19 protein-coding genes are annotated in these 21667 nt (G+C 63.4%); 5 read left to right on the forward strand and 14 right to left on the reverse strand.

Annotated features, from left to right (window positions below; genetic code table 11):
* Positions 1 to 3 precede the first annotated feature (3 nt).
* Positions 4 to 942 carry an MlaD family protein gene (locus ACNFG0_RS10925; RefSeq protein WP_196145119.1) on the forward strand — a complete coding sequence of 313 codons (939 nt, stop codon included), beginning with the start codon at positions 4 to 6 and terminating at the stop codon, positions 940 to 942.
* Positions 939 to 1562, forward strand: coding sequence for an ABC-type transport auxiliary lipoprotein family protein (locus ACNFG0_RS10930; RefSeq protein ID WP_196154778.1), 624 nt, complete (start codon positions 939 to 941; stop codon positions 1560 to 1562). Before ACNFG0_RS10925 ends, ACNFG0_RS10930 begins: the two co-directional genes overlap by 4 nt.
* Here ACNFG0_RS10930 and ACNFG0_RS10935 read toward each other — a convergent pair.
* From ACNFG0_RS10935 to ACNFG0_RS10960, 6 genes are all read right to left on the reverse strand, one after another.
* Positions 1544 to 2773, reverse strand: a complete 1230-nt coding sequence (locus tag ACNFG0_RS10935) for a nucleoside recognition domain-containing protein (RefSeq protein WP_196145121.1) — start codon at positions 2771 to 2773, stop codon at positions 1544 to 1546. The genes ACNFG0_RS10930 and ACNFG0_RS10935 overlap by 19 nt on opposite strands.
* A gap of 196 nt (positions 2774 to 2969) precedes the next feature.
* Positions 2970 to 4322, reverse strand: a complete 1353-nt coding sequence (gene gltP / locus ACNFG0_RS10940; RefSeq protein ID WP_196145122.1) for a glutamate/aspartate:proton symporter GltP — start codon at positions 4320 to 4322, stop codon at positions 2970 to 2972.
* 724 nt (positions 4323 to 5046) lie between these two features.
* A complete protein-coding gene (locus ACNFG0_RS10945) occupies positions 5047 to 5517 on the reverse strand; it encodes an inhibitor of vertebrate lysozyme family protein (RefSeq protein WP_196145123.1) in 471 nt (156 codons plus the stop codon).
* Positions 5518 to 5519: 2 nt separating this feature from the next.
* Positions 5520 to 5681 (reverse strand): DUF1328 domain-containing protein, encoded by a 162-nt coding sequence (locus ACNFG0_RS10950; protein WP_003252966.1) that lies wholly within the window; start codon positions 5679 to 5681, stop codon positions 5520 to 5522.
* Positions 5682 to 5716: 35 nt separating this feature from the next.
* Entirely contained in the window at positions 5717 to 6001 is a 285-nt protein-coding gene (locus ACNFG0_RS10955; RefSeq protein ID WP_196145124.1) for a hypothetical protein, read from the reverse strand.
* 173 nt (positions 6002 to 6174) lie between these two features.
* Complete coding sequence (locus tag ACNFG0_RS10960) at positions 6175 to 6996, reverse strand: BON domain-containing protein (protein ID WP_196154776.1); 822 nt, start codon at positions 6994 to 6996, stop codon at positions 6175 to 6177.
* A 211-nt stretch (positions 6997 to 7207) separates the two neighbouring features.
* On the opposite strand from ACNFG0_RS10960, the gene algB reads away from it, so the two are divergent.
* A complete protein-coding gene (gene algB, locus ACNFG0_RS10965; protein WP_416764802.1) occupies positions 7208 to 8554 on the forward strand; it encodes a sigma-54-dependent response regulator transcription factor AlgB in 1347 nt (448 codons plus the stop codon).
* On the forward strand, positions 8551 to 10329 hold the full coding sequence (locus ACNFG0_RS10970) for a KinB sensor domain-containing domain (RefSeq protein WP_416764804.1): 1779 nt from the start codon (positions 8551 to 8553) through the stop codon (positions 10327 to 10329). The genes algB and ACNFG0_RS10970 overlap by 4 nt, the downstream gene beginning before the upstream one ends.
* 3 nt (positions 10330 to 10332) lie before the next feature.
* Here the strand turns inward: ACNFG0_RS10970 and ACNFG0_RS10975 are convergent, their stop codons facing one another.
* The 7 genes from ACNFG0_RS10975 to ACNFG0_RS11005 all read right to left on the reverse strand — a co-directional run bounded on the left by ACNFG0_RS10975 (position 10333) and on the right by ACNFG0_RS11005 (position 17590).
* Positions 10333 to 11931: an EAL domain-containing protein gene (locus tag ACNFG0_RS10975; protein WP_196154773.1), complete on the reverse strand. Its 1599-nt coding sequence runs from the start codon at positions 11929 to 11931 to the stop codon at positions 10333 to 10335.
* A gap of 97 nt (positions 11932 to 12028) precedes the next feature.
* Positions 12029 to 12805: an N-acetylmuramoyl-L-alanine amidase gene (locus tag ACNFG0_RS10980; RefSeq protein WP_196145129.1), complete on the reverse strand. Its 777-nt coding sequence runs from the start codon at positions 12803 to 12805 to the stop codon at positions 12029 to 12031.
* Positions 12806 to 12861: 56 nt separating this feature from the next.
* Positions 12862 to 14757 carry a diguanylate cyclase gene (locus ACNFG0_RS10985; protein WP_416764807.1) on the reverse strand — a complete coding sequence of 632 codons (1896 nt, stop codon included), beginning with the start codon at positions 14755 to 14757 and terminating at the stop codon, positions 12862 to 12864.
* 28 nt (positions 14758 to 14785) lie between these two features.
* Positions 14786 to 15640, reverse strand: coding sequence for an endonuclease/exonuclease/phosphatase family protein (locus ACNFG0_RS10990; protein ID WP_196145131.1), 855 nt, complete (start codon positions 15638 to 15640; stop codon positions 14786 to 14788).
* Between the two features lie 13 nt (positions 15641 to 15653).
* On the reverse strand, positions 15654 to 16286 hold the full coding sequence (gene dsbA, locus ACNFG0_RS10995; RefSeq protein ID WP_196154771.1) for a thiol:disulfide interchange protein DsbA: 633 nt from the start codon (positions 16284 to 16286) through the stop codon (positions 15654 to 15656).
* Positions 16287 to 16638: 352 nt separating this feature from the next.
* Positions 16639 to 17256 carry a c-type cytochrome gene (locus ACNFG0_RS11000; RefSeq protein ID WP_196145133.1) on the reverse strand — a complete coding sequence of 206 codons (618 nt, stop codon included), beginning with the start codon at positions 17254 to 17256 and terminating at the stop codon, positions 16639 to 16641.
* Between the two features lie 31 nt (positions 17257 to 17287).
* On the reverse strand, positions 17288 to 17590 hold the full coding sequence (locus tag ACNFG0_RS11005) for a c-type cytochrome (RefSeq protein ID WP_196145134.1): 303 nt from the start codon (positions 17588 to 17590) through the stop codon (positions 17288 to 17290).
* A 208-nt stretch (positions 17591 to 17798) separates the two neighbouring features.
* Here ACNFG0_RS11005 and yihA point away from each other — a divergent pair, with 208 nt between their 5' ends.
* Positions 17799 to 18431, forward strand: a complete 633-nt coding sequence (gene yihA, locus ACNFG0_RS11010; protein ID WP_196145135.1) for a ribosome biogenesis GTP-binding protein YihA/YsxC — start codon at positions 17799 to 17801, stop codon at positions 18429 to 18431.
* 413 nt (positions 18432 to 18844) lie between these two features.
* Here the strand turns inward: yihA and polA are convergent, their stop codons facing one another.
* Complete coding sequence (gene polA, locus ACNFG0_RS11015; RefSeq protein WP_416764812.1) at positions 18845 to 21610, reverse strand: DNA polymerase I; 2766 nt, start codon at positions 21608 to 21610, stop codon at positions 18845 to 18847.
* Positions 21611 to 21667 lie beyond the last annotated feature (57 nt).

Raw genomic sequence — 21667 nt, forward strand, 5'->3', positions numbered from 1 at the left:
ACAATGGAAACCCGAGCTCATCACGTCCTGATAGGCCTGGTCACCGTCCTGGTGGTGGCCGGCGCCATGCTGTTCGGCCTGTGGCTGACCAAGTCCAGCGTAGACGACACCTTCAAGGACTACGAAGTGGTGTTCAACGAAGCCGTTTCGGGCCTGTCCCGGGGTAGCCCGGTGCAATACAACGGCATCAAGGTCGGCGATGTCAGTACTCTGCGCCTGGACCCCAAGGACCCGCGCCGGGTACTCGCGCGCATTCGCCTGAGCGCCGATACCCCGGTCAAGGAAGATACCCAGGCCAAGCTGACCCTGGCCGGGGTGACCGGCAACGCGTTCATCCAGCTCACCGGCGGCACGCCGCAAAGCCCGGAGCTCAAGGGCAAGGACGGCAAGCTGCCGGTGATCGTGGCTTCGCCGTCGCCCATCTCGCGCCTGCTCAGCGACAGCAGCGACCTAGTGACCAACGTCAACCTGCTGCTGCACAACGCCAACCAGATGTTCTCAGAAGACAACATCGAGCGCCTGAGCAACACCCTGGCCAACCTGGAACAGACCACCGGTACCTTCGCCAACAACAAGGGCGGCATCAGCCAGGCCATCGAGCAACTGGCTGAAGTGGGCAAACAGGCCAACGCCACCCTGGCCGAAACCCAGGCCCTGATGCACAACGCCAACGGCCTGCTCGGCAGCGAGGGCAGGCAGGCCTTTGGCAGCGCCGAACAGGCCATGCAGTCGCTGGCCGAAAGCACCGCGACCATCAACAGCCTGCTCAAGGACAACCGCGAAGCCCTCGACGACGGCGCCCAAGGCCTCAACCAGCTGGCCCCGGCCATCCGCGAACTGCGCGAAACCTTGAACGCCCTCAAGGGCATCTCGCGGCGCCTGGAAGCGGACCCGAGCGGCTACCTGCTGGGCCGTGACAACAACAAGGAGTTCCAGCCATGAAACCGTCCCTGCGCCTTCTGGCGCTGGCCGCCACGCTGAGCCTGGCCACGGCCTGCTCGATCCTGCCGCAGAGCGAGCCGGTGGACATCTACCGCTTGCCGGTGAACCAAGCGGGTCGCACGGTCCCGCCGCTGGACTGGTCGCTGCGCCTGAACAAGCCATTGGCCAGCGAAACCCTGGCCGGGCCTCGCATCGCGGTGATCCCCCAGGGCGACGTGATCAGCAGCTACAAGGGCGCGCGCTGGAGCGACCCGGTGCCGCTGCTGGTACGCAACCGCCTGCTCGATGGGTTCCAGCGCGACGGCCGGGTGCAGCGCCTGAGCGCCGATGACAGCAACTTGCAAGCCGACTATGAGTTGGTCGGCGAGTTGCAGGCCTTCCAAAGCGAGTACCGTGCTGGCGGTGCCGTGGAGGTGGTGATCCGCTATGACGCGCGCCTGGTGCAAGGGCGCAGCCAACGCATCCTCGCCAGCCACCGCTTCGAAGTGCGCCAGCCGCTGGCCGACGAACAGGTCGCGGCGGTGGTCGCCGGCTTCGGCACGGCGAGCGACCAACTGGTGGCGCAATTAGTGGACTGGACCGTCGGCCAGGCCAGCCAGGCTCAGGCGAAGAACCAGTAGCAGACGCAGATCGCCGCGATCACCCCGGCAAGTTCGGCAAGCAGGGCGCAGCCCACGGCGTGGCGTACGCGCTGGATGCCGACTGCGCCGAAGTACACCGCCAGCACATAGAAGGTCGTCTCGGTACTGCCTTGTACGGTCGCCGCCACCAGCGCGGGGAAGCTATCGACGCCGTGGGTCTGCATGGTCTCGATCAACATGGCGCGCGCCGCGCTGCCGGAGAACGGCTTGACCAATGCTGTCGGCAGGCCTTCGACGAAGCGGGTATCCAAGCCCATCCACTCGACGGTGTGGCGAATACCGTCCAACGCCAACTCCAGCGCGCCGGAGGCACGCAGCACGCCAACCGCGCAAAGCATGGCGACGAGGTATGGCAGCAGGCCCTTGGCCACGTCGAAGCCTTCCTTGGCGCCTTCCACGAACGCTTCGTAGACCTTGACCCGCCGCAACGCACCAACCACCAGGAACAGCACGATCACGCCGAACAGCGTCAGGTTGCCGAGGATCGACGACAGGCTGGCCAGCGCCGTCGCCGAGAGGGTGCCGAGAAATGCCATGAAGGCCCCCAGCAACAATGCGCCAGGCACCAGGTAGGCCAGCACCACCGGGTCCCACAGGCGCAGGCGCTGCATCACCGCCACCGACAGCAGGCCCACCAAGGTCGAGGCGCTGGTGGCCAACAGGATCGGCAGGAACACCAGGGTAGGGTCCAGGGCACCTTGCTGGGCGCGGTACATGAAGATGGTCACCGGCAACAGGGTCAGCGACGAGGCGTTGAGCACCAGGAACAGGATCTGCGCATTGCTCGCCGTGGTACTGCTGGGGTTGAGGTCCTGCAGGGCACGCATGGCCTTCAGGCCGATGGGGGTGGCCGCGTTGTCCAGGCCCAGGCCATTGGCGGCGAAGTTCATGGTGATCAGGCCCAGGGCAGGGTGGCCGGGCGGCACTTCGGGCATCAGCCGGGCGAACAGCGGCCCCAGGACCTTGGCCAGCCATTCGACGATACCGGCCTGTTCGGCAATCTTGAGAAAGCCCAGCCAGAGGGTGAGGGTACCGAACAGCAGAACCATGACCTCCACCGAAAGCTTGGCCATGGCGAAGATGCTCTCGACCATCGCGGCGAAGATGCCGGCATTGCCACCCACCAGCCATTGGGCCAGGGCGGATACCGCCGCCACCAGGAAAAAGCCGAGCCAAAGGCCGTTGAGCATCCGTGTATTCCCCCTGAAAAATGCCCCGAATGATAGCGGAATTGCGCCGTGGCTGTACCGGCCCAATAGCCGGCAAGCCGGCTCCCACGTGAGGCGGCTTGCCGGCGATTGGGCCGGTACAACCAACACTCTGATTTCCTGCGGCCAACAAAAAGCCCCAACCAAGGTCGGGGCTTCTTGTTCAGCACAGAACGCTTTACTGGTTCTGCTGGGCCGCTTGGGCCGGCTTGCCAGCGGCAGCCACCACCGCCTCATGCTTGTTACCTGCCATCAGCGAGCTGTAGTAGCGCTCGCCCTTGGCGGCGTCGTACATGCCTTCCCACCGTGCGACAACCAGTGCCGCCAGGGCGTTGCCGATCACGTTCAGGGCGGTGCGGGCCATATCCATGATGCGGTCGACACCGGCGATGAAGGCCAGGCCTTCCAGCGGAATGCCCACGCTGCCCAGGGTCGCCAGCAGCACCACGAAGGAAACACCCGGTACACCGGCGATACCCTTGGAGGTGACCATCAGGGTCAGCACCAGCAGCAGCTGCTGGCTCCAGGACAGGTCGATACCGTACAGCTGGGCGATGAAGATAGCCGCGATGCTCTGGTACAGGGTCGAGCCGTCAAGGTTGAACGAGTAGCCGGTCGGAACCACGAAGCTGCAGATCGACTTCGGCGCACCGTAGGCCTCCATCTTCTCGATCACCCGCGGCAGCACGGTTTCCGAGCTGGAGGTGGAGTAGGCCAGGATCAGCTCGTCTTTCATGATGCGCATGATCTTGATGACCGAGAAGCCGAACACGCGCGCCACCAGGCCCAGCACCATGAAGGCGAAGAAGGCGATGGCGAAGTACACCAGCAACACCAGCTTGGCCAATGGCAGCAGCGAGGCGAAGCCGAAGTTGGCGACAGTCACGGCGATCAGGGCGAACACGCCGATCGGGGCGTAGTTCATGATCATGTGGGTGACCTTGAACATGGTCTCCGACACGCCCTGGAAGGTACGTACCAGCGGATCGCGCAGGTCGCCCGGCAGGCTCGACAGGCCCAGACCGAACATCACCGAGAAGAAGATGATCGGCAGCATCTCGCCACGGGCCACGGCCGCGAAGATGTTGGACGGGATCAGGTTCAGCAGGGTCTCGATGAACGCATGCTCATGCTGCACCTCGGCCGCGGTGGCCTGGTACTTGGAGATGTCGACGGTACCCAGGGTGCTCATGTCGATGCCGGCACCTGGGTGGAACAGGTTGGCCAACACCAGGCCAACGACGATGGCGATGGTGGTCACCACCTCGAAGTAGATGATGGTCTTCAGGCCAATGCTGCCCAGTTTCTTCGCGTCGCCAACCCCGGCGATGCCCACGATCAGCGACGAAATCACGATCGGGACGACGATCATCTTGATCAGGCGAATGAAGATGTCACCGGCTGGCTGCAGGACATTACTGATCCACCATGCCTTTTCTGCACTGAAATGGTTCAGCAGCGCGCCGATCGCAACGCCGAGGACGAGTCCGATGAGGATCTGCCAGGCGAGGCTCAGTTTTGCCTTCTTCATGTCATTACCCTTTCTTTTAGTGGTCATGGGTGCCAAGCGGAAAAACGCATCCCAGAGCCTTTGGCAGCGCATTGGGCAGCGTTGGGCTTCCGTCCGGCGACGCCATCGAAGGTCACCGCAAGCGAGCGTCTGGGCGCTCGGGCCAGCGAAAAAGGCGGCAACTATTGCGACGGGAAAGGGGGCAGTCTAATGCCGGAAACGATTACCCTATGCCGAATCGGCATGAGGCTTGGGAGCAAAAACGCGCATCAGAGAGGGTTGGGATTCTTGCGTTCGGATTTCCGAACAAGACCAAAGCGCCATTTTTCGGCAGATTTAACAGTGGTCATTTGGGTGTTTCGGCGCCTTGTTCGACAATCCGAATGGTGCCGAACAGGGCCGTGCGGCGGCGTACCTGTACGAAAAAAATTTCGATGTACGGTCGAGGCAAAATGTGCCTCCAACGAAAAAGCCAGAACGATAGGCCCTTTCCTATATAGGCGCCTCGGAAGTCCGGCCTGGCACTTGTGTCGCCTGACACGCCGGCCATGACTTCCGATGCCGCCTTGCCTGACCCGGCCCATGACGGAGGTACTCCCTGTACCCCTAGGCCACTCCGATCCTGAAGCAATCAGAACAGCCCGGCCCCCTGGTCATGCGCCACCCCTCCTCGGAGCGGCGCACCATAGAAGCCTGAAAGATAAAAAGGTTCAGCTTCTATCTGGTTACAAACCGCGACCTTCGGTCAGTACCACTTCGGGTCGCGCTTGAGCTGCTCGCGCAGCATGGCTTTCATGCCGTCGTCCGGGTCGCCCAGCCAACGATACTGCGCATGGCGGGTGGGCGATTTATCCGAAGGCAGGCCTTCGGGCACTTCAACGAGCATCCCGTAGGCATCCTCCTTGTCCCAACTGAACGCCACCACCAGGCGCTTGTAAGTGCAGTTGGTTTGGGATTCGCACAAAGGCCCGACCAAGTACTTGTCGCCATCCTCGGTAACGGCCGACATCTGCTCCTGCGAGCTGCCGCTGAGGTTGATCACCCAGTCGGGCAGGCGCTCCTCGCCTTTTATGGCGTCCTGCCAGGTTTCTCGATATTCGGGGTCCGAACCCAGCAGCTGGCTGACCCGGACCTGGCCGTCATTGGCCGCCATCGCTCCCGCGCTACCGCCCACAAGCAGGGCGGTAGCCAGGGCTTTGCAAAGCATCCGGCTCATGCTCAACCTCTACCGCGTCCGAAGAAGAAGGAAGCCACGAACAGGACCAGGAAGACGATGAACAGGATCTTCGCGATACCCGTGGCGGCGCCGGCAATACCACCGAAGCCCAGCACGGCGGCGACAATGGCAATGATCAGGAAGGTGATGGCCCAACTCAGCATGATGGTTCTCCTTTCTTTTTCGAAATCGGTCGTGGTCAGAACACCCAGCGTTCCTGGGTGACGACGTTCTCCAGGGTGTCGGATGAAACCTCTTGCGCTGGCAGCGGCGCTTGCGCTCTGACCAGAGTCTCGGCACGGGTCGCCTGCAATTGCGTCAACAGCGCGGTATGTGCCGCGACCTGCTCGGCGAGCCGCGCGGTCTGCCAGCTGTAGTAGAACTGGCCAGCGGCGAGCGTCAGCAGCAGGGCCAGGCCGAGGTAAAGGCACTGGCGCCAGGGCAGTTCGGCGGTCTGCGAGCGATTGACGGATTGGCGATTCATGCCGGCTCCTCCTGCTGTGTTTTTATTCGAACCTGACAGGGAAGTTGCAGCCTGCATGCCAGTCCGTGCAGTCTATTAAAATCCTTTAAATTCAATAAGTTATCTAAACTCAGAAACCCTCTTTGGCGTTTATCCTGCACGATGGCCTTTTCGAAGCCGTGCGTTTTGCACGATCAGCCTTCGACTTTACTGGCCACTTTCAACAGGTCTGCGTCCACGCCCCTTACGCCGATAATCTGCCGAGCCACCTCGACGGCAATGGTTTTCTGCTCGCTGCTGACCACCTCGCCGGAAAGGCGCACCAGGCCTTGCTCACTGGCCACCTTGAGGTTGAGGCCATCGAGATTGCGACTGAAGCGATAGCTCGCCTGGATCTTGTCGACGATCCAGTTATCGCTTGGCTGCGGCCCGCTCGGCGCATCCACGGGTTTTCCCCGAGCCTTGGCCATGGCCGCGCTGTCCAGGCTGACCAGGTTGTTGACCAGGTGCACCCCCTCGGTGGTGCGCGCCAGTACACCGGCAAGCTCTTTGGCCTCGGCGCTGTCGACCTTGCCGCGCAGGGTCACCACGCCCTCACGGCTCTCGACTTCGATCGGCGCCTTTTCGGTGACCGTGCTCCAGAGCAGCCGGGCCCGAATGACCGCCGCCAACGTCGCGTCCTCCAACCGCTGGGCGTAGGCACGCAACTCCAGCGGGCGCTCGACGAGCTGCGGGTTGACCCGCAACTGGTTGTCGACCTGTTCGATACCATGGGTCGCCAGGGCGACATGCTCTGCCAGCTGGCGCTCCACCTCGTTCTCCACCTCGCCGGATAGCGTGGCTTTGGGCCCCTCCACGCCGACTTCGATACGGAACGGGTTGAGCACACGGTTGAGCGACAACGCCGTTTGCAGGGCGCCTTCGAGGCGGGCGTTCTGCGCGGTATCGGCCAAGGCAGGCGAGAGCACAGGCAACAACAAGGCCGCCAGCAGGGCGGCTCGAGGGAATAAAGGCATGGGTTGCACCTCCTTTCGTGGCAAAAAATTGAAGATCGTCGCAACTGCCATGCCAGTCGAACGGTCTGTCAAAACGCCCGGTATGTTTCGTACCAGCGGAAGAACAGGCCAATGGCTAGCATGCAAACGACGGATTCTTTCAGAATGGACCATGCAACTTGCCCGATTTTTCCGACACTAATTGAGATCAATCCCGAAGGAGCGTAGGAACATGGAATCAGCCCAGGACACCCAAGGCCGCATTCTGCTGGTGGATGACGAATCCGCGATCCTGCGAACCTTCCGCTACTGCCTCGAAGACGAAGGCTATAGCGTGGCCACGGCCAGCAGCGCCGCCCAGGCCGATGCCTTGCTGCAACGCCAGGTATTCGACCTGTGCTTCCTCGATTTGCGCCTGGGCGAAGACAACGGCCTCGACGTGCTCGCCCAGATGCGCATCCAGGCCCCCTGGATGCGCGTGGTCATCGTGACGGCCCATTCCGCGGTAGACACTGCGGTGGATGCCATCCAGGCCGGCGCGGCCGATTACCTGGTCAAGCCATGCAGCCCCGACCAGTTGCGCCTGGCCACCGCCAAGCAGCTGGAGGTCCGCCAACTGTCGGCACGCCTGGAGGCCCTGGAAGGCGAAGTACGCAAACCCAAGGACGGCCTGGATTCCCACAGCCCGGCGATGATGGCGGTACTGGAAACCGCCCGGCAGGTAGCGACCACCGACGCCAACATTCTCATCCTCGGCGAGTCGGGCACCGGCAAGGGCGAACTGGCGCGCGCCATCCATGGCTGGAGCAAGCGAACGCGCAAGGCCTGCGTGACCATCAACTGCCCATCGCTGAATGCCGAACTGATGGAAAGCGAACTGTTCGGCCATACCCGCGGGGCCTTTACCGGCGCCAGCGAAAGCACCCTGGGGCGGGTCAACCAGGCCGACGGCGGTACCCTGTTCCTCGACGAGATCGGTGATTTCCCCCTGACTCTGCAACCCAAGCTGCTGCGCTTCATCCAGGACAAGGAGTACGAGCGGGTCGGCGACCCGGTCACCCGCCGCGCCGATGTCCGCATCCTGGCCGCGACCAACCTCAACCTTGAAGAAATGGTCCGCGACGGGCGCTTCCGTGAAGACCTCCTCTATCGCCTGAACGTCATCACCCTGCACCTGCCGCCGCTGCGTGAGCGCAGCGAAGACATCCTCACCCTGGCCGAGCGCTTCCTGGCCCGCTTCGTCAAGGAATACGCGCGCCCGGCCCGGGTGTTCAGCGACGAGGCGCGCACTGCGCTGCTCAATTACCGCTGGCCCGGCAATATCCGCGAGCTGCGCAACGTGGTGGAACGGGCGAGCATCATCTGCCCACAGGAACGGGTGGAGGTCGCCCACCTGGGCATGGCCGAAGCGCCCACCAGCAACGCACCGCGCATCGGCGCCGCCTTGAGCCTGGACGAGCTCGAGCGCGCGCATATCGGCGCGGTCCTGGCCGCCAGCGATACCTTGGACCAGGCGGCCAAAACCTTGGGTATCGATGCTTCGACCCTGTACCGCAAACGCAAGCAGTACAACTTATGAAATGGCCGATGAAGCTGCGTACGCGGCTTTTCCTGAGCATTTCGGCGCTGGTCAGCGTCGCCTTGCTTGGCCTGTTGCTCGGGCTGGTGAGCGTGGTGCAGATGGCCACCGTCCACCAGCGGCTGGTGGAAGAAACCACCCGAACGTTGGAAATCGGGCTGAAACTGCGGCAGAACCTTGGCGAGCAGTTGACCCTGATTCTCAACGAGAACACCGATTCGCGCAGCCTGCTGGCGTTGCAGGAAGATTTCCAGGCCCTGCTCAACCAAGACCTGGCCGGAGGCGGCGAACGTACAGCGTTCAGCAAGACCAGCAGCAACTACCAGGCGTTTCTCCAGGCCTACCGGGACAGTACGGCGCCCGCGCGGAACATGAGCCCCGACCTGCCGCTGGGTGCTGCCTTCAATCAAGTCCGCAACGACCTCATCGACTCCCACAAGCAGGCCCTCGAACACATCACCAGTGGTGAGGCCCATACTCGTGACCGCGCCTTGCTGGTCAGTGGGCTGCTCAGCCTGCTGGGCCTGGCGGTACTGGTACTGGGGTTCGCCACCGCGCACAACATTGCCCGCCGCTTCGGCCAGCCGATCGAGGCCTTGGCCAAGGCCGCCGACCAAGTCGGGCAAGGCAATTTCGACGTCACCCTGCCGGTCACCCAAGCCAGCGAGCTCAACCAGCTGACCCGGCGCTTCGGGCTGATGGCAGATGCCCTGCGCAAGCACCAGGCCACCAATGTCGATGAACTGCTGGCCGGCCAGCAACGTCTGCAGGCGGTGCTAGACAGCATCGACGACGGATTGCTGATCATTGACCGCCAAGGCTGCCTGGAGCACCTGAACCCAGTGGCACAGCGTCAGCTGGGTTGGGACACCAGCCGGGTCGGCAGCGGCCTGACCGAAGCGCTGCAACGCCCGGAGCTGGAGCAGCAGCTGCGCCAGGTCCTGCGCGGCGGCAGCCTGGACCGCCCGCCCGATGACCTGAGCATCGAGATAGACGAAGAAACCCGGCTGCTGACCTACAGCCTCACACCGGTCTGCCATCCTGAGGGGCCGATCCTGGGCGCCGTGATGGTGCTGCACGATGTCACCGAACAGCGTGCCTTCGAGCGGGTACGCAGCGAATTCGTCCTACGGGCCTCCCATGAGCTGCGCACGCCGGTCACCGGCATGCACATGGCATTCGGCCTGCTGCGCGAGCGCGTGGCGTTTCCACCCGACGCGCGGGAGAACGACCTGCTTGAGACCATCGGCGAGGAAATGCAGCGCCTGACCCAACTGATCAACGACCTGCTCAACTTTTCCCGCTACCAGAGCGGCCTGCAAAAGCTGGAGCTGGCCCCTTGCGCCATCGACCAGTTGCTCGAGCATGCCCAGGCGCGCTTCGCCGAACTGGCTGTGCAGAAAGAGATCGAGCTGTTCATCGACCTGGAGTCGCCCTTGCCACGCATTCAGGCGGACGTGGCCCAACTGGACCGGGTATTGGACAACCTGCTGCACAACGCCATCCGCCATACCGCCAGCGGCGGGCGCATCCGCCTGCATGCGCGGCGGCATGCCGAACGGGTGATCATCGGGGTGGAAGACAATGGCGAAGGCATCGCCTATGGCCAACAAGGCCGGATCTTCGAGCCGTTCGTCCAGGTCGGGCGCAAGAAGGGCGGTGCCGGGCTTGGCCTGGCCTTGTGCAAGGAAATCGTCCAGCTGCACGGGGGCCGCATGGGCGTGTACTCCCGGCCTGGGCAGGGTACCCAGTTCTATATGGCCTTGCCTGTCTAGCGGCTACCTGCGGTTACGCCGCTCGCGGGTGACCAATACGGTGAATTGGCGAGCCGTGAGCGGATGAGCGAACAGCCAGCCCTGGCCATAGTTGACCCCTTCGCTATTGAGCAGTACCGCCTGGTCTTCGCATTCGATGCCCTCGGCGATCACCCGCAGGTGCAGGGAATGGGCCATGCGGATGATATGGGGCGCCACGCCACTGCTGGCGGCATCGTGCCCCAGGGCATCGATGAACGCCTTGTCGATCTTCAGGCAGTCCACCGGCAAGGTTTGCAAGTAGGCGAGGCTGCAGTAGCCGGTGCCGAAGTCGTCGATCAGCACCTGGTGCCCCACGGCCCTCAAAGCCTGCAGATTGTTACGCGCCACCACTACATCGATCAGGCCACGCTCGGTCACTTCGAAGGCGATCTGGCTGGCAGCCACCCGGTGATGCGCCAACAGCCGGGCCGCCACCCGACCGATACGGGGGACCATGACATCGCACGCCGCGAGGTTCACCGAGATGTACAGCTCAGGGTTGGCCCGCAGCAACTGGCTCAGCTGCTCCAATACCCGTTGCAGGACGAAGTCGGTTATCTGGCGGATCTGCCCGGTATTTTCGGCCAAGGGGATGAACAGCTCCGGGCTGGTCAGGGTGCCATCCGGCCGCAGCCAGCGCACCAGCGCCTCGGCACCGACGCAGCGTCGGCTGTTCAACTCGAAGATCGGCTGGTAGAGCACCTGCAGCTCTCCCCGGCGCAGGGCGTTCTGCAGCTCCGAACTCATCGAGCGCCGCTGCAGGATCAACTGCAGCACCAGCCAACCGATGCAGCACGCCAGCACCAGGCTGCCGGGGAACAACAGCCAGAGCATGCCATTCATCTTCAAGGGCAGGCCTGCGCGTGGTGCGATCAGTACCAACTGATAGTCCGGAGACTTGGTCTGCATGTAATAAAGCAGCCGGTCATCCAGCTCCACCAGCGGCTGGCTCGACGGCGGCGGCCAATCAGCCGCCGGCGGCCAGCGCTGGGGAGGGCCAAGCACCGGGATGGCGCGAGTACCGTGGTCGAGGACCACCAGCACGCTGCTGCCCAGGGGCAGGTCGACCACGTCGGTGAGGTGCCCCCGCGAAGTGGAGACCAGGAATTGGCCCCGGCCAAGCATCAGCGCCGCCAGGTTCTCGTTGGGTTCGGTGGAGGTATTGAGCCAATAGCTGTAGGTCGGCCCTTGAATATCTGGGGCCCGGAAAGGCTCGATGGCCCGTTCGCCGCCGCGGTTGGAGCAGGCCTCGGTGCCATCCACGTAGGCCGCTTCGTAGATGAAGCGCGAGCTTAGCCCCACTTGCTGCAAAGCCGCGATCATCGCCGCATCGCAACCTCGCAAAGGTTGCGCCTGGAGCTGGTCGACACCTTCTCGCAGTTGCCCGAAGATCTGCTCCAGCCGCTCCAGAAAGCGCTCACCCCGAGCATTCATCTGCGCGCTTTCGTTCTGCTTCACCTGCTGGAACGCCACGCCGAGGCTTGCCGTGAGCAACAGTACTGCGCTGGAAAATGCGGCCAGCCCAGCCAGCATCCAGGGACGGTGGAAAAATTGACGCAGTGCCGCAAGGAACGCTGACATCGCAGACATCCAGTTGATTACCAAGAGGTATAGCAACTATGCGTGCAGTCAGCGTTGCCGTTGGGCGCAATCCCGGCCCGTTCGGGGAAGTAACCGATCAGCGTGTGCGGTTGAGCACCTGCAACATGGCGGCGGTCTGGGCGTCGGGCATGCCGTCGAAACGCTGCGCACGGAAGCGCATCTGGAAGGCCGCGATCACGTGACGGGTGGACACATCCAGCTCGCCGGTCTGGTCGATGGCATAGCCGAAGCGTGCCAGCTGCTGCTGGTACCAGGTGATCGTCGGTGGGTTGACGCTGAAGTAGGCCTGTTGCCGAGCCACCGCAGTGGCCTCCGGCCACACGCCCAGCCCAGCATCGGCCAGGCGTTTCCAGGGGAACATCGGCCCTGGGTCGAGCTTGCGCAACGGGGCGATGTCGCTGTGGCCGATGATGTGCCGGGGCTCGATATTGTTGCGTTTGACGATGTCCTTGAGCAGCGCGATCAGCGCCTGGACCTGCGCCTCGCTGTACGGGTGCCAGACCCGGCCGTTGGGCGTGTCGGTGTAGCCCGGGTTGACGATTTCGATGCCGATGGAGCTGGAGTTCAGCCAGGTGCGGCCTTGCCATTGACTATCGCCGGCATGCCAGGCCCGGCGGTTCTCGTCGACCAGCTGGTAGACCGTGGCCGGCCCGTCGCCGATCAGGTAATGGCTGCTGACTTCGCCATGGGTCAGCAAGGCCAGGGAGCGCTCCAACGACGCGTTGGTGTAGTGCAGGACCACGAACTGGATACGGCTGTCGTGATTGACCGAAGGGTGACTGCGGTCGATGCGCAGGCCGGTGGAGCAACCGGCCAGGACGATCGACAGCAGGACGGTGAACAACACTTTCATGTAAGGCGCCAGGGTGATGAGTCAGTAATGCAACAGCATAACGTATGCGCGCCGACTCAGCCTTGCTCCACACGGTTGCGCCCAAGCTCCTTGGCGCGATAGAGCGCGGTGTCGGCACGCTTGAGGACCTGGTCGGCGCGCTCGCCGAAGCGAAACGCGCTGAAACCGATGGAGGTGGTAATGACCACTCGTTCGCCCTTGAAGTGGAACGGGCAGGCCTCGACCGTCGCCCGCAGCACTTCTGCCAGCTTGGCGCCGACCTCAGGGGCGGTCTGCGGCAGCAACAGGACGAACTCCTCGCCACCGAAACGGGCGATGAAATCTTGCCCACGCAGGCGTTTGCGCAGCTGGCTGGCGACGATTTTCAACACCTTGTCGCCGGCCAGGTGGCCATAGCTGTCGTTGATGCGCTTGAAGTGGTCGAGGTCGAGGATCGCCATCAGCAAATTGCCACCCTGGGCCTGCCATTTCCTCACCTCCTGCTCCACACGCTCCGACCAGGCCGCGCGATTGGGCAAGCCGGTGAGCGGATCAAGCAAGGCCTTCTGGCGTTGTTCTTCCAGATGCTCGCGATAGCCGTGGGCTTCCTGCTCCATGTTCTGCACCCGCTCGGCCAGGCCTTGCAGGCGGCTCGCCAGCTCCTGCTCACGTCGGTCACGTTCGTGCTGGTGTTCGTCCATGGTGTTCAACAGGCCTTCCAGGCGGGTTTCCAGCACGCGCTTGAGGCTACCCAGGTCAGCCGCGTCCTGCACGCTGCTCTGCAGCCCGTCGACCTGCTCGCGCAGTTGGTGATCCAACTGGCGGACAGCGCTGCTGTTGTCGGCATGCCCCGCGCTCGCTTCCTGCAGGTGACTCTGGAAGGACGCCAGGCGCTCGTTGAGCTGTTGCAGGTAGGCCTCGAATTCATGCTGCCCGCTGTCGGTGATCGCCAGCATCAGCACAGCCAGGTCATCCAGCACCGGGATCAGCTCGTACCAGTTCAGCCCCCGCGACACTCGCTCGCGCATGGCCTGCGCCTGGGCCTTGTAGGGCTCGGGCAGGCTCAGGTCGTCGAGCAGCCCGATCAGGGTCTGCTCGATGTGCATGGCGACCATGCTGTAAGGCGGTTCGACGGCATCGGGCAGGGCGAAGGAACCCTCGCCAGGGCTGTCCGGGCTCACCCCAGACAATGCCTGCGGCGCGTCTGCCGCCTGCGGCTGCGGTTGCACCTCGTCCACCAGGGGCGGGGCCGTTGCTTGCGAGTGCGCAGTCGGGTCGAAGGGCCGCTCCTGCGCATCGGGCTCAGCCACCGGGGCGATTTGCTCCTCGGGCTCAGGCAACGGTTGCAGGGCATCCACATCGACCGGGGACGAAGGTTCGCTCGGTGGCTGGGCGGCGGCATCGACGTGGATCACGTCCGTGGGCGTGGCGGAGGGCTCGGCCTCGGCCTCGCGCCCACCGAACAGGCGCTGGAGAAAACCGGGCCGCATCTCTTCGTCCGGCCGTTGCAGTGCGTTCAGGGCCCGCCCCTGCAAACCACTGAGTTCGCCCAGCAGCGGCGGCAGTTCGCGGGATTGGCTGACGCCTGCCTCGAGCTTCTTGGACAGTTTCTTCAGGGGGCGGGCCACCTCGCCGGGCAACGACAGGCCCTGTAGCTGACTGACCAGTGCAGTCAGCGCTTCACTGACCTGGGTCATGCGCGTCTCGCGACGCTGCTCGGAATCGAGCACAGCCTTTTCCAGGCGTGGCAGCAGCCCGGCCAGACCGGCATCCATGTTGTCGCTGCGGATGACGTCGCGCAGCTCCTTCATGCATTGGTCGACAGTCTTGTCGCTACCTTCGGCAGCCAGGGTGCTGCGCACCAGGCCACGACGCAACAAGTCCAGGCGAGCCTCCCAGCGGCGCTCGAGCTGCTCCTGTCGTTCGATGCTCTTGAGGTACTTCTCTTTCCAGCGCTCGCCTTCGTCTGTCATGCCTGAATCCGCGAACCGGTGATGGCAACTAGCCCAAAACCGGCAGCGTATCCACAGTCAGTGCATCAGGCAAACGAATCTCGACGGCTACCGGAAGGTGATCGGAAATCGGCTGGGCCAACACCTCGACCCGCTCCAGGGTCAGGCTGGGGCTGAGCAGGATATGGTCCAGGCAACGTTGCGGGCGCCAGCTGGGAAACGTGGCCTCGACCTGAGGGGCGATCAGACCAAGGTCACGCAGCGGCGAATGCTCGAGCAGGTCGGTGGCGTGGGTATTCATGTCCCCCATCAGCACCTGGTGACGATAGCCGCCAATCAGCTCGCGCACGTAGGCCAGTTGCCGGGCGCGGGTCTTGGCGCCGAGGGCCAGGTGCATCATCACCACGATCAAGGCATCGTCGCCTTCGCCGAAACGCACCAGGATCGCACCGCGACCGGCAGGGCCGGGCAGGGGGTGGTCTTCGAGGTGCTGGGGCTTGAGCCGGCTGAGCACACCATTGCTGTGCTGCGCGAAACGGCCCAGGTTACGGTTCAGTTGCTGGTACCAATAGGGGAAGGCACCGAGCTGGGCCAGGTGCTCGACCTGGTTGATGTAGCCCGAGCGCAGGCTGCCGCCATCGGCTTCCTGCAAGGCCACCAGGTCGAAATCGGCAAGCAGGTCACCGATCTTCTGCAGGTTGCCGGCACGCCCGGTGTGCGGCAGCAGGTGCTGCCAGCTGCGGGTCAGGTAGTGCCGGTAGCGTTCGGTGCTGATGCCCACCTGGATATTGAAGCTGAGCAACCGCAGGCGCCCGTCCTCTGGCAGGCCGGGGGCCTGCAGGTGGTGCTCGTTGACCTGCGGTTGTCGCAGGCCAACCAGGCGGGTGGACCGAAAGCGGTTCATGGGGCAACGCCGCTTACTTGGCGGCGCGCTCCTTGGCGATCAGCTGGTCGGCGACGTTCAACACGCCTTCCGGCCCGCCAGCGGTACCCAGGTCGAAGCGGTACTTGCCGTTTACGACCATGCTCGGTACGCCGGTGATTTCGTACTTCTTCGCCAGCTCCTTGGCCTGCTGCACCTGGCCCTTGATGGCGAAGGAGTTGAAGGTGGCGAGGAACTTGTCCTTATCCACGCCCTGGGTAGCCAGGAAGTCGGCCATTTCTTCAGGCTTGGTCAGGCGCATGCGCTTGTTCTGGATGGCGTCGAAGACGGCGGCGTGGACCTTGTGCTCGACGCCCATGGCTTCGAGGGTCAGGAACATCTGGCCGTGGGCATCCCAAGGGCCGCCGAACATGGCCGGTACGCGCTTGAAATTGACATCGGCCGGCAGTTTCTCGGCCCATGGATTGACGGTCGGTTCGAAGTGGTAGCAGTGCGGGCAGCCGTACCAGAACAGCTCGACGACTTCGATCTTGCCCGGCACGGAAACCGGAACAGGGTTGCTCAGCTCGAAATACTGCTGGCCTTCGACAGGCTCCGCAGCCTGGACAGCGGTCATTCCGAATACGCTGGCGGCGACCAGCGCAGCGCTGAGAATCAGTTTACGCATGCTTTACTCCTGAGCAGTCATTGGTCGCCTCGACGCGACCGGTACTGTGACCGGCCGGGAAGGGCTCGAGTTCGCTAGTGTACGGCTACGGACGGAAAAAAGGGCGGTCCGGCCGCCCTTTAATCATTGGCCTACAACATTAACTGAAAGTTAATGTGCCGCCTGCAATGCCCCTATCGCTGGCAAGCCAGCTCCCACCTCGACCGCATCGACTCACGTCATGCGCGGTTCCTGGGGGAGATAACCCATCCCTCCCGGGCTGCGCTGTCGCACAAAGAACAAGCGGCTAGCGCTGCCTCCCCTGTGGGAGCCGGCTTGCCGGCGATAGGGCCGCTACAGGCTGCCGAAGGCCTCAGTGCAGGCCCTGGATGTAGCTGGCCAGCGCCTCGATATCCTTATTGCTCAACTTGCCTGCGATCGAACGCATGGTCATGGCATCACCGTCGTTGGTACGGTTGCCTTCACGGAAGTCGGTGAGCTGCTTGGCCACGTACTGGGCATGCTGGCCGCCCAGATGCGGGAAACCGGCCAGGGCGATGCCAGCACCGTTCGGCGAGTGGCAGCCCGTGCAAGCCGGCATGCCCTTTTCCAGGTCTCCGCCGTTGAACAGCGCTCTGCCACGCTCGACCAGGTTCGGATCGGCCGCACCAACGCTGCCTTTCTGGCTGGAGAAATAGGCGGCGATATCGGCCAGGTCCTGGTCGTTGAAGTTGGCCAGCATGCCGGTCATTTCCAGCACGGTACGCTTGCCGGACTTGATGTCGTGCAGTTGTTTTTCGAGGTAGCGCTGGCCTTGGCCGGCAAGTTTGGGGAAGTTCGGCGCCAGGCTGTTGCCATCGGGGTTGTGGCAGGCTCCACAGACAGCTGTCTTGGCCTGGCCGGCAGCAGCATCGCCTTTGATGGGTTGCGCAGCATTGGCCGCACCTGCGACACCCATGGTCAACAGCAGACTCACGAATAGTTTGTTCATCAGCTAATCCAACACGGCTAGGGGTGAAATGTTATGTATCGGGACTGCCGCTCATCCAAAGGATGAGGTTACGGTAGTCCTCGTTACTGCAATCCATGCACAATCCACGCGGCGGCATAGCCTTGAAACCCTGGGTAACGTGTGCCACCAGTGTCTCCATGCCTTGCGCCAGCCTGGGTTCCCATGCTGCCCGGTCTCCCAGCTTGGGAGCCTGAGGCAACTGGCCGGCGTGACAGGCCGCACAGGTGCGGTTGTACAACGCCTCGGGATCCTGTGTAGCCTGAGCGCTGAAAATCGGCAGGAACAAACCGACAGCAAGCAGCCATTTCGCCATGCGCAACGACCTTTCAGGGTTGGGGGCCGCGCTGCGTTCTAATGCGCGAGCTATTGTTCGACACCCCATGCACATCACCCTACGCCGGGATAATGCGCACACAAAAACTGGGGCATTATATACTTCCGCCATCCAAACGGAAACGACACTGCTTGCCGCGCCCATTGCCTGATTGGCGGGCCTTGGCAACACCCACATCGGATATCCCATGCAAGTCAAAAACCCCATCCTCGGCCTCTGCCAGAAAGCCAAATTCGCCCTTAGCGCCGCCAAGGTCGAACAATGCCCTCAAGACCAGGGTTACGAGGTGGCTTTCGCCGGCCGTTCCAACGCCGGCAAGTCCAGCGCCCTCAACACCCTGACCCATGCCAGCCTGGCGCGTACCTCCAAGACCCCGGGTCGCACTCAGTTGTTGAATTTCTTCAGTCTGGACGATGAACGGCGTTTGGTCGACCTGCCGGGTTACGGATATGCAAAAGTGCCGATCCCGCTCAAGCAGCACTGGCAGCATCACCTGGAAGCCTACCTGGGCAGCCGCGAGTGCCTGCGCGGGGTGATCCTGCTGATGGACGTGCGTCACCCGATGACCGATTTCGACAAGATGATGCTCGACTGGTCCAAAGCCAGCGCCATGCCCATGCACATCCTGCTGACCAAGGCCGACAAGCTCACCTTCGGCGCAGCCAAGAACACGCTGCTCAAGGTGCAATCGGAAATCCGCAAGGGTTGGGGTGAGGGCGTTACCATCCAGCTGTTCTCGGCGCCCAAGCGCTTGGGGCTGGAAGAAGCCTACGGCGTGCTGGCCGAGTGGATGGAGTTGGAAGACAAGCCCATGGCTTGAAACGTCTATAGGAGCGGCCTTGTGCCGCGACAGGCCGTAGAGCGGCCCCAGGAGTTTAGCGTTTCCATGGAGCGGGGCTGCTGCGCAGCCCTTCGCGGCACAAGGCCGCTCCTACAAAGGGCGAATTCCGGGCAAAAAAAACCCCGGACTTCGTATGGGGAGGGAGAAGTTCGGGGTTCAAGTCCGGACCGCTAGGGCGGGGTCCGGGTATCTGCCAACACTTAACACAACATAGGAGCATCGAAAGGCTTCACCAGCCATTCAGTTACTCTGAGTCCCGGTTCACCGATTTAGTTCCAAAGCCCTGGAAACTATTTGCGATAGTTTCATGAAGCTTGAGAACCCCTGGCACTGAGCCTTCAGCGGATCCACGACACCACGCCGCAGATCCTACCCTGCCTTCGGGCTCCGATTCAGTGAGCTTCGTCCCAATTCGAACCAACACCCACTTCCACCAGCAACGGAACGTCCAGTTGCGCGGCATTGCTCATGTACGGGCGGATCTGCTCCTTCACCTGCTCGACCAGGTCCTCGCGCACCTCCAATACCAGTTCGTCGTGCACCTGCAGGATCACCCGCGCATCCAGGCCGCTGTCGGTCAGCCAACTGTCCACCGCCACCATGGCGCGTTTGATGATGTCCGCCGCGGTGCCCTGCATCGGCGCGTTGATCGCCGTGCGCTCGGCGCCCTTGCGCAGCGCCGGGTTCTTCGCGTTGATGTCTGGCAGGTACAGGCGTCGGCCGAAGAGAGTTTCGACGAAGCCCTGCTCGGCGGCCTGGGTACGGGTACGTTCCATGTAGGCCAGCACGCCTGGGTAGCGGGCGAAATAGCGATCGATGTAGTCCTGGGACTGCTTGCGGTCCACACCGATCTGCTTGGCCAGGCCGAAGGCACTCATGCCGTAGATCAGCCCGAAGTTGATCGCCTTGGCGCTGCGGCGCTGGTCGGTAGTCACCTGCTCCAGCGGCACGCCGAAGACTTCGGCGGCAGTGGCGCGGTGTACGTCCAGGTCGTTACGGAAGGCGTGCAGCAAGCCTTCGTCCTTGGCCAAGTGGGCCATGATGCGCAGCTCGATCTGCGAATAGTCGGCAGCCAGCAGTTTGTAGCCAGGACTGGCGACGAATGCCTGGCGGATGCGCCGGCCTTCGGCGGTGCGCACCGGGATGTTCTGCAGGTTCGGGTCGCTGGAGGACAGGCGCCCGGTGGCGGCCACGGCCTGTTGGTAGGAGGTGTGGATCCGCCCGGTGCGTGGGTTGATCTGTTCCGGCAGCTTGTCGGTGTAGGTGCTCTTGAGCTTGCTCAGCGAGCGGTACTCCATCAGCACCGTCGGCAGCGGGTAGTCCTGTTCGGCCAGCTCCGCGAGCACGGCTTCGGCGGTGGAAGGCTGGCCCTTGGCGGTCTTGCTCAGCACCGGCATGCCTAGCTTGTCGTAGAGGATCACGCCAAGCTGCTTGGGCGACCCCAGGTTGAATTCCTCGCCCGCCAGGGCGAAGGCCGTACGCTCGAGTTCTGCCATCTTCACGCCCAGCTCGGCGCTTTGCACCTTGAGCAGCGCGGCATCGACCAGTGCGCCCTGGCGCTCGATCTTCGCCAGCACCGGCACCAGCGGCATCTCGATGTCCATCAGCACCGGCTGCACGCTGGGCGTCTTGGCCAGGCGTGCCTGCAGGGCATGGTGCAGGCGCAGGGTGATGTCGGCGTCCTCGGCAGCATAGGGGCCGGCCTTGTCCAACGGGATCTGGTTGAAGGTCAATTGCTTGGCACCCTTGCCGGCGATGTCCTCGAAGGCGATGGTGCTGTGGTCCAGGTATTTGAGCGCCAGGCTGTCCATGTCGTGACGGGTGGCGGTGGAGTCGAGCACGTAGGATTCGAGCATGGTGTCGTAGGCCACGCCACGCATCTGGATGCCCTGGGTCGGGTCGCCACCGATGGCGCAGTTGGCCAGGATGTTGATGTCGTACTTGGCGTTCTGGCCGATCTTGCCTTTGGCAGGGTCTTCCAGCAGCGGCTTGAGCGCCAGCAGCACGCTGTCGCGGTCCAGCTGGGCAGGCGCGCCTTCATAGTCATGGGCCAACGGCACGTAGGCGGCTTCGTGGGGCTCGACCGCGAACGACAGGCCCACCAGCTTCGCCTGTTGGGCATCCAGGCTGGTGGTTTCGGTGTCGAAGGCGAACAGCGGCGCCTGGCGCAACTTGGCCAGCCAGGCCTCGAAGCGCGCCTGGTCGAGGATCGTCTCGTACTTCGGTTCGAGCTTGGCTTGCGGCGCTTCCAGCGGAGCAATGGCTTCGCCCGCCTGGGCGGCGTCGCGCTGCACCTCGGCGATCCAGCTCTTGAACTCCATCTCGGTGTACAGCGCCAGCAAGGCCTCGCGGTCAGGTTCGCCGCATACCAGCGCCTCGACCTCGATCTCCAACGGCACGTCGACCTTGATGGTCGCCAACTCATAGGACAGGAACGCCGCGTCACGGTGCTCCTCGAGCTTGGCCGGCAGGCCCTTGGCGCCGCGAATCGGCAGGGCCGGCACCTTGTCCAGGTTGGCGTACAGCTCGCTCAGGCCGCCGCCGATACCGGTCAACAGGCCGACCGCGGTCTTCTCGCCAACGCCGGGCACACCGGGAATGTTGTCGACCTTGTCGCCCATCAGGGCCAGGAAGTCGATGATGTGTTCCGGGCCGACGCCAAATTTCTCGTGCACGCCAGCCACGTCGAGCACGCTACCGGTCATGGTGTTGACCAGGGTAATGTGCCCGTCCACCAGTTGCGCCATGTCCTTGTCGCCGGTGGAAATGATCACCGGCCGACCCAGGGCCGCGCTGCTGCGCGCCAGGGTACCGATGACGTCGTCGGCCTCGACCCCTTCGACGCACAGCAACGGGTAGCCCAGTGCCTTGACGCTGGCGTGCAACGGCTCGATCTGCACCCGCAGGTCGTCGGGCATGCTGGGGCGGTTGGCCTTGTATTCGGCGAACATGGCGTCGCGGAAGGTGCCACCCTTGGCGTCGAAGACCACCGCGAACAGGCTGTCCGGGTACTGCTTGCGCAGGCTCTTGAGCATGTTCAGCACGCCCTTGACCGCACCGGTGGGCATGCCCTTGGACGTGGTCAGCGGCGGCAGCGCGTGGAAGGCGCGGTAGAGGTAGGAGGAACCGTCCACCAGGACGAGGGGCGCTTGGCTCATGAGGAGAATCAACCTTTTCGGCAGGTCCGGCGCTAGAATAGCGGGAACAATTGACGA

The organism is Pseudomonas sp. NY15372, assembly GCF_048068215.1.
Taxonomy (GTDB): Bacteria; Pseudomonadota; Gammaproteobacteria; order Pseudomonadales; family Pseudomonadaceae; genus Aquipseudomonas; species Aquipseudomonas guariconensis_A.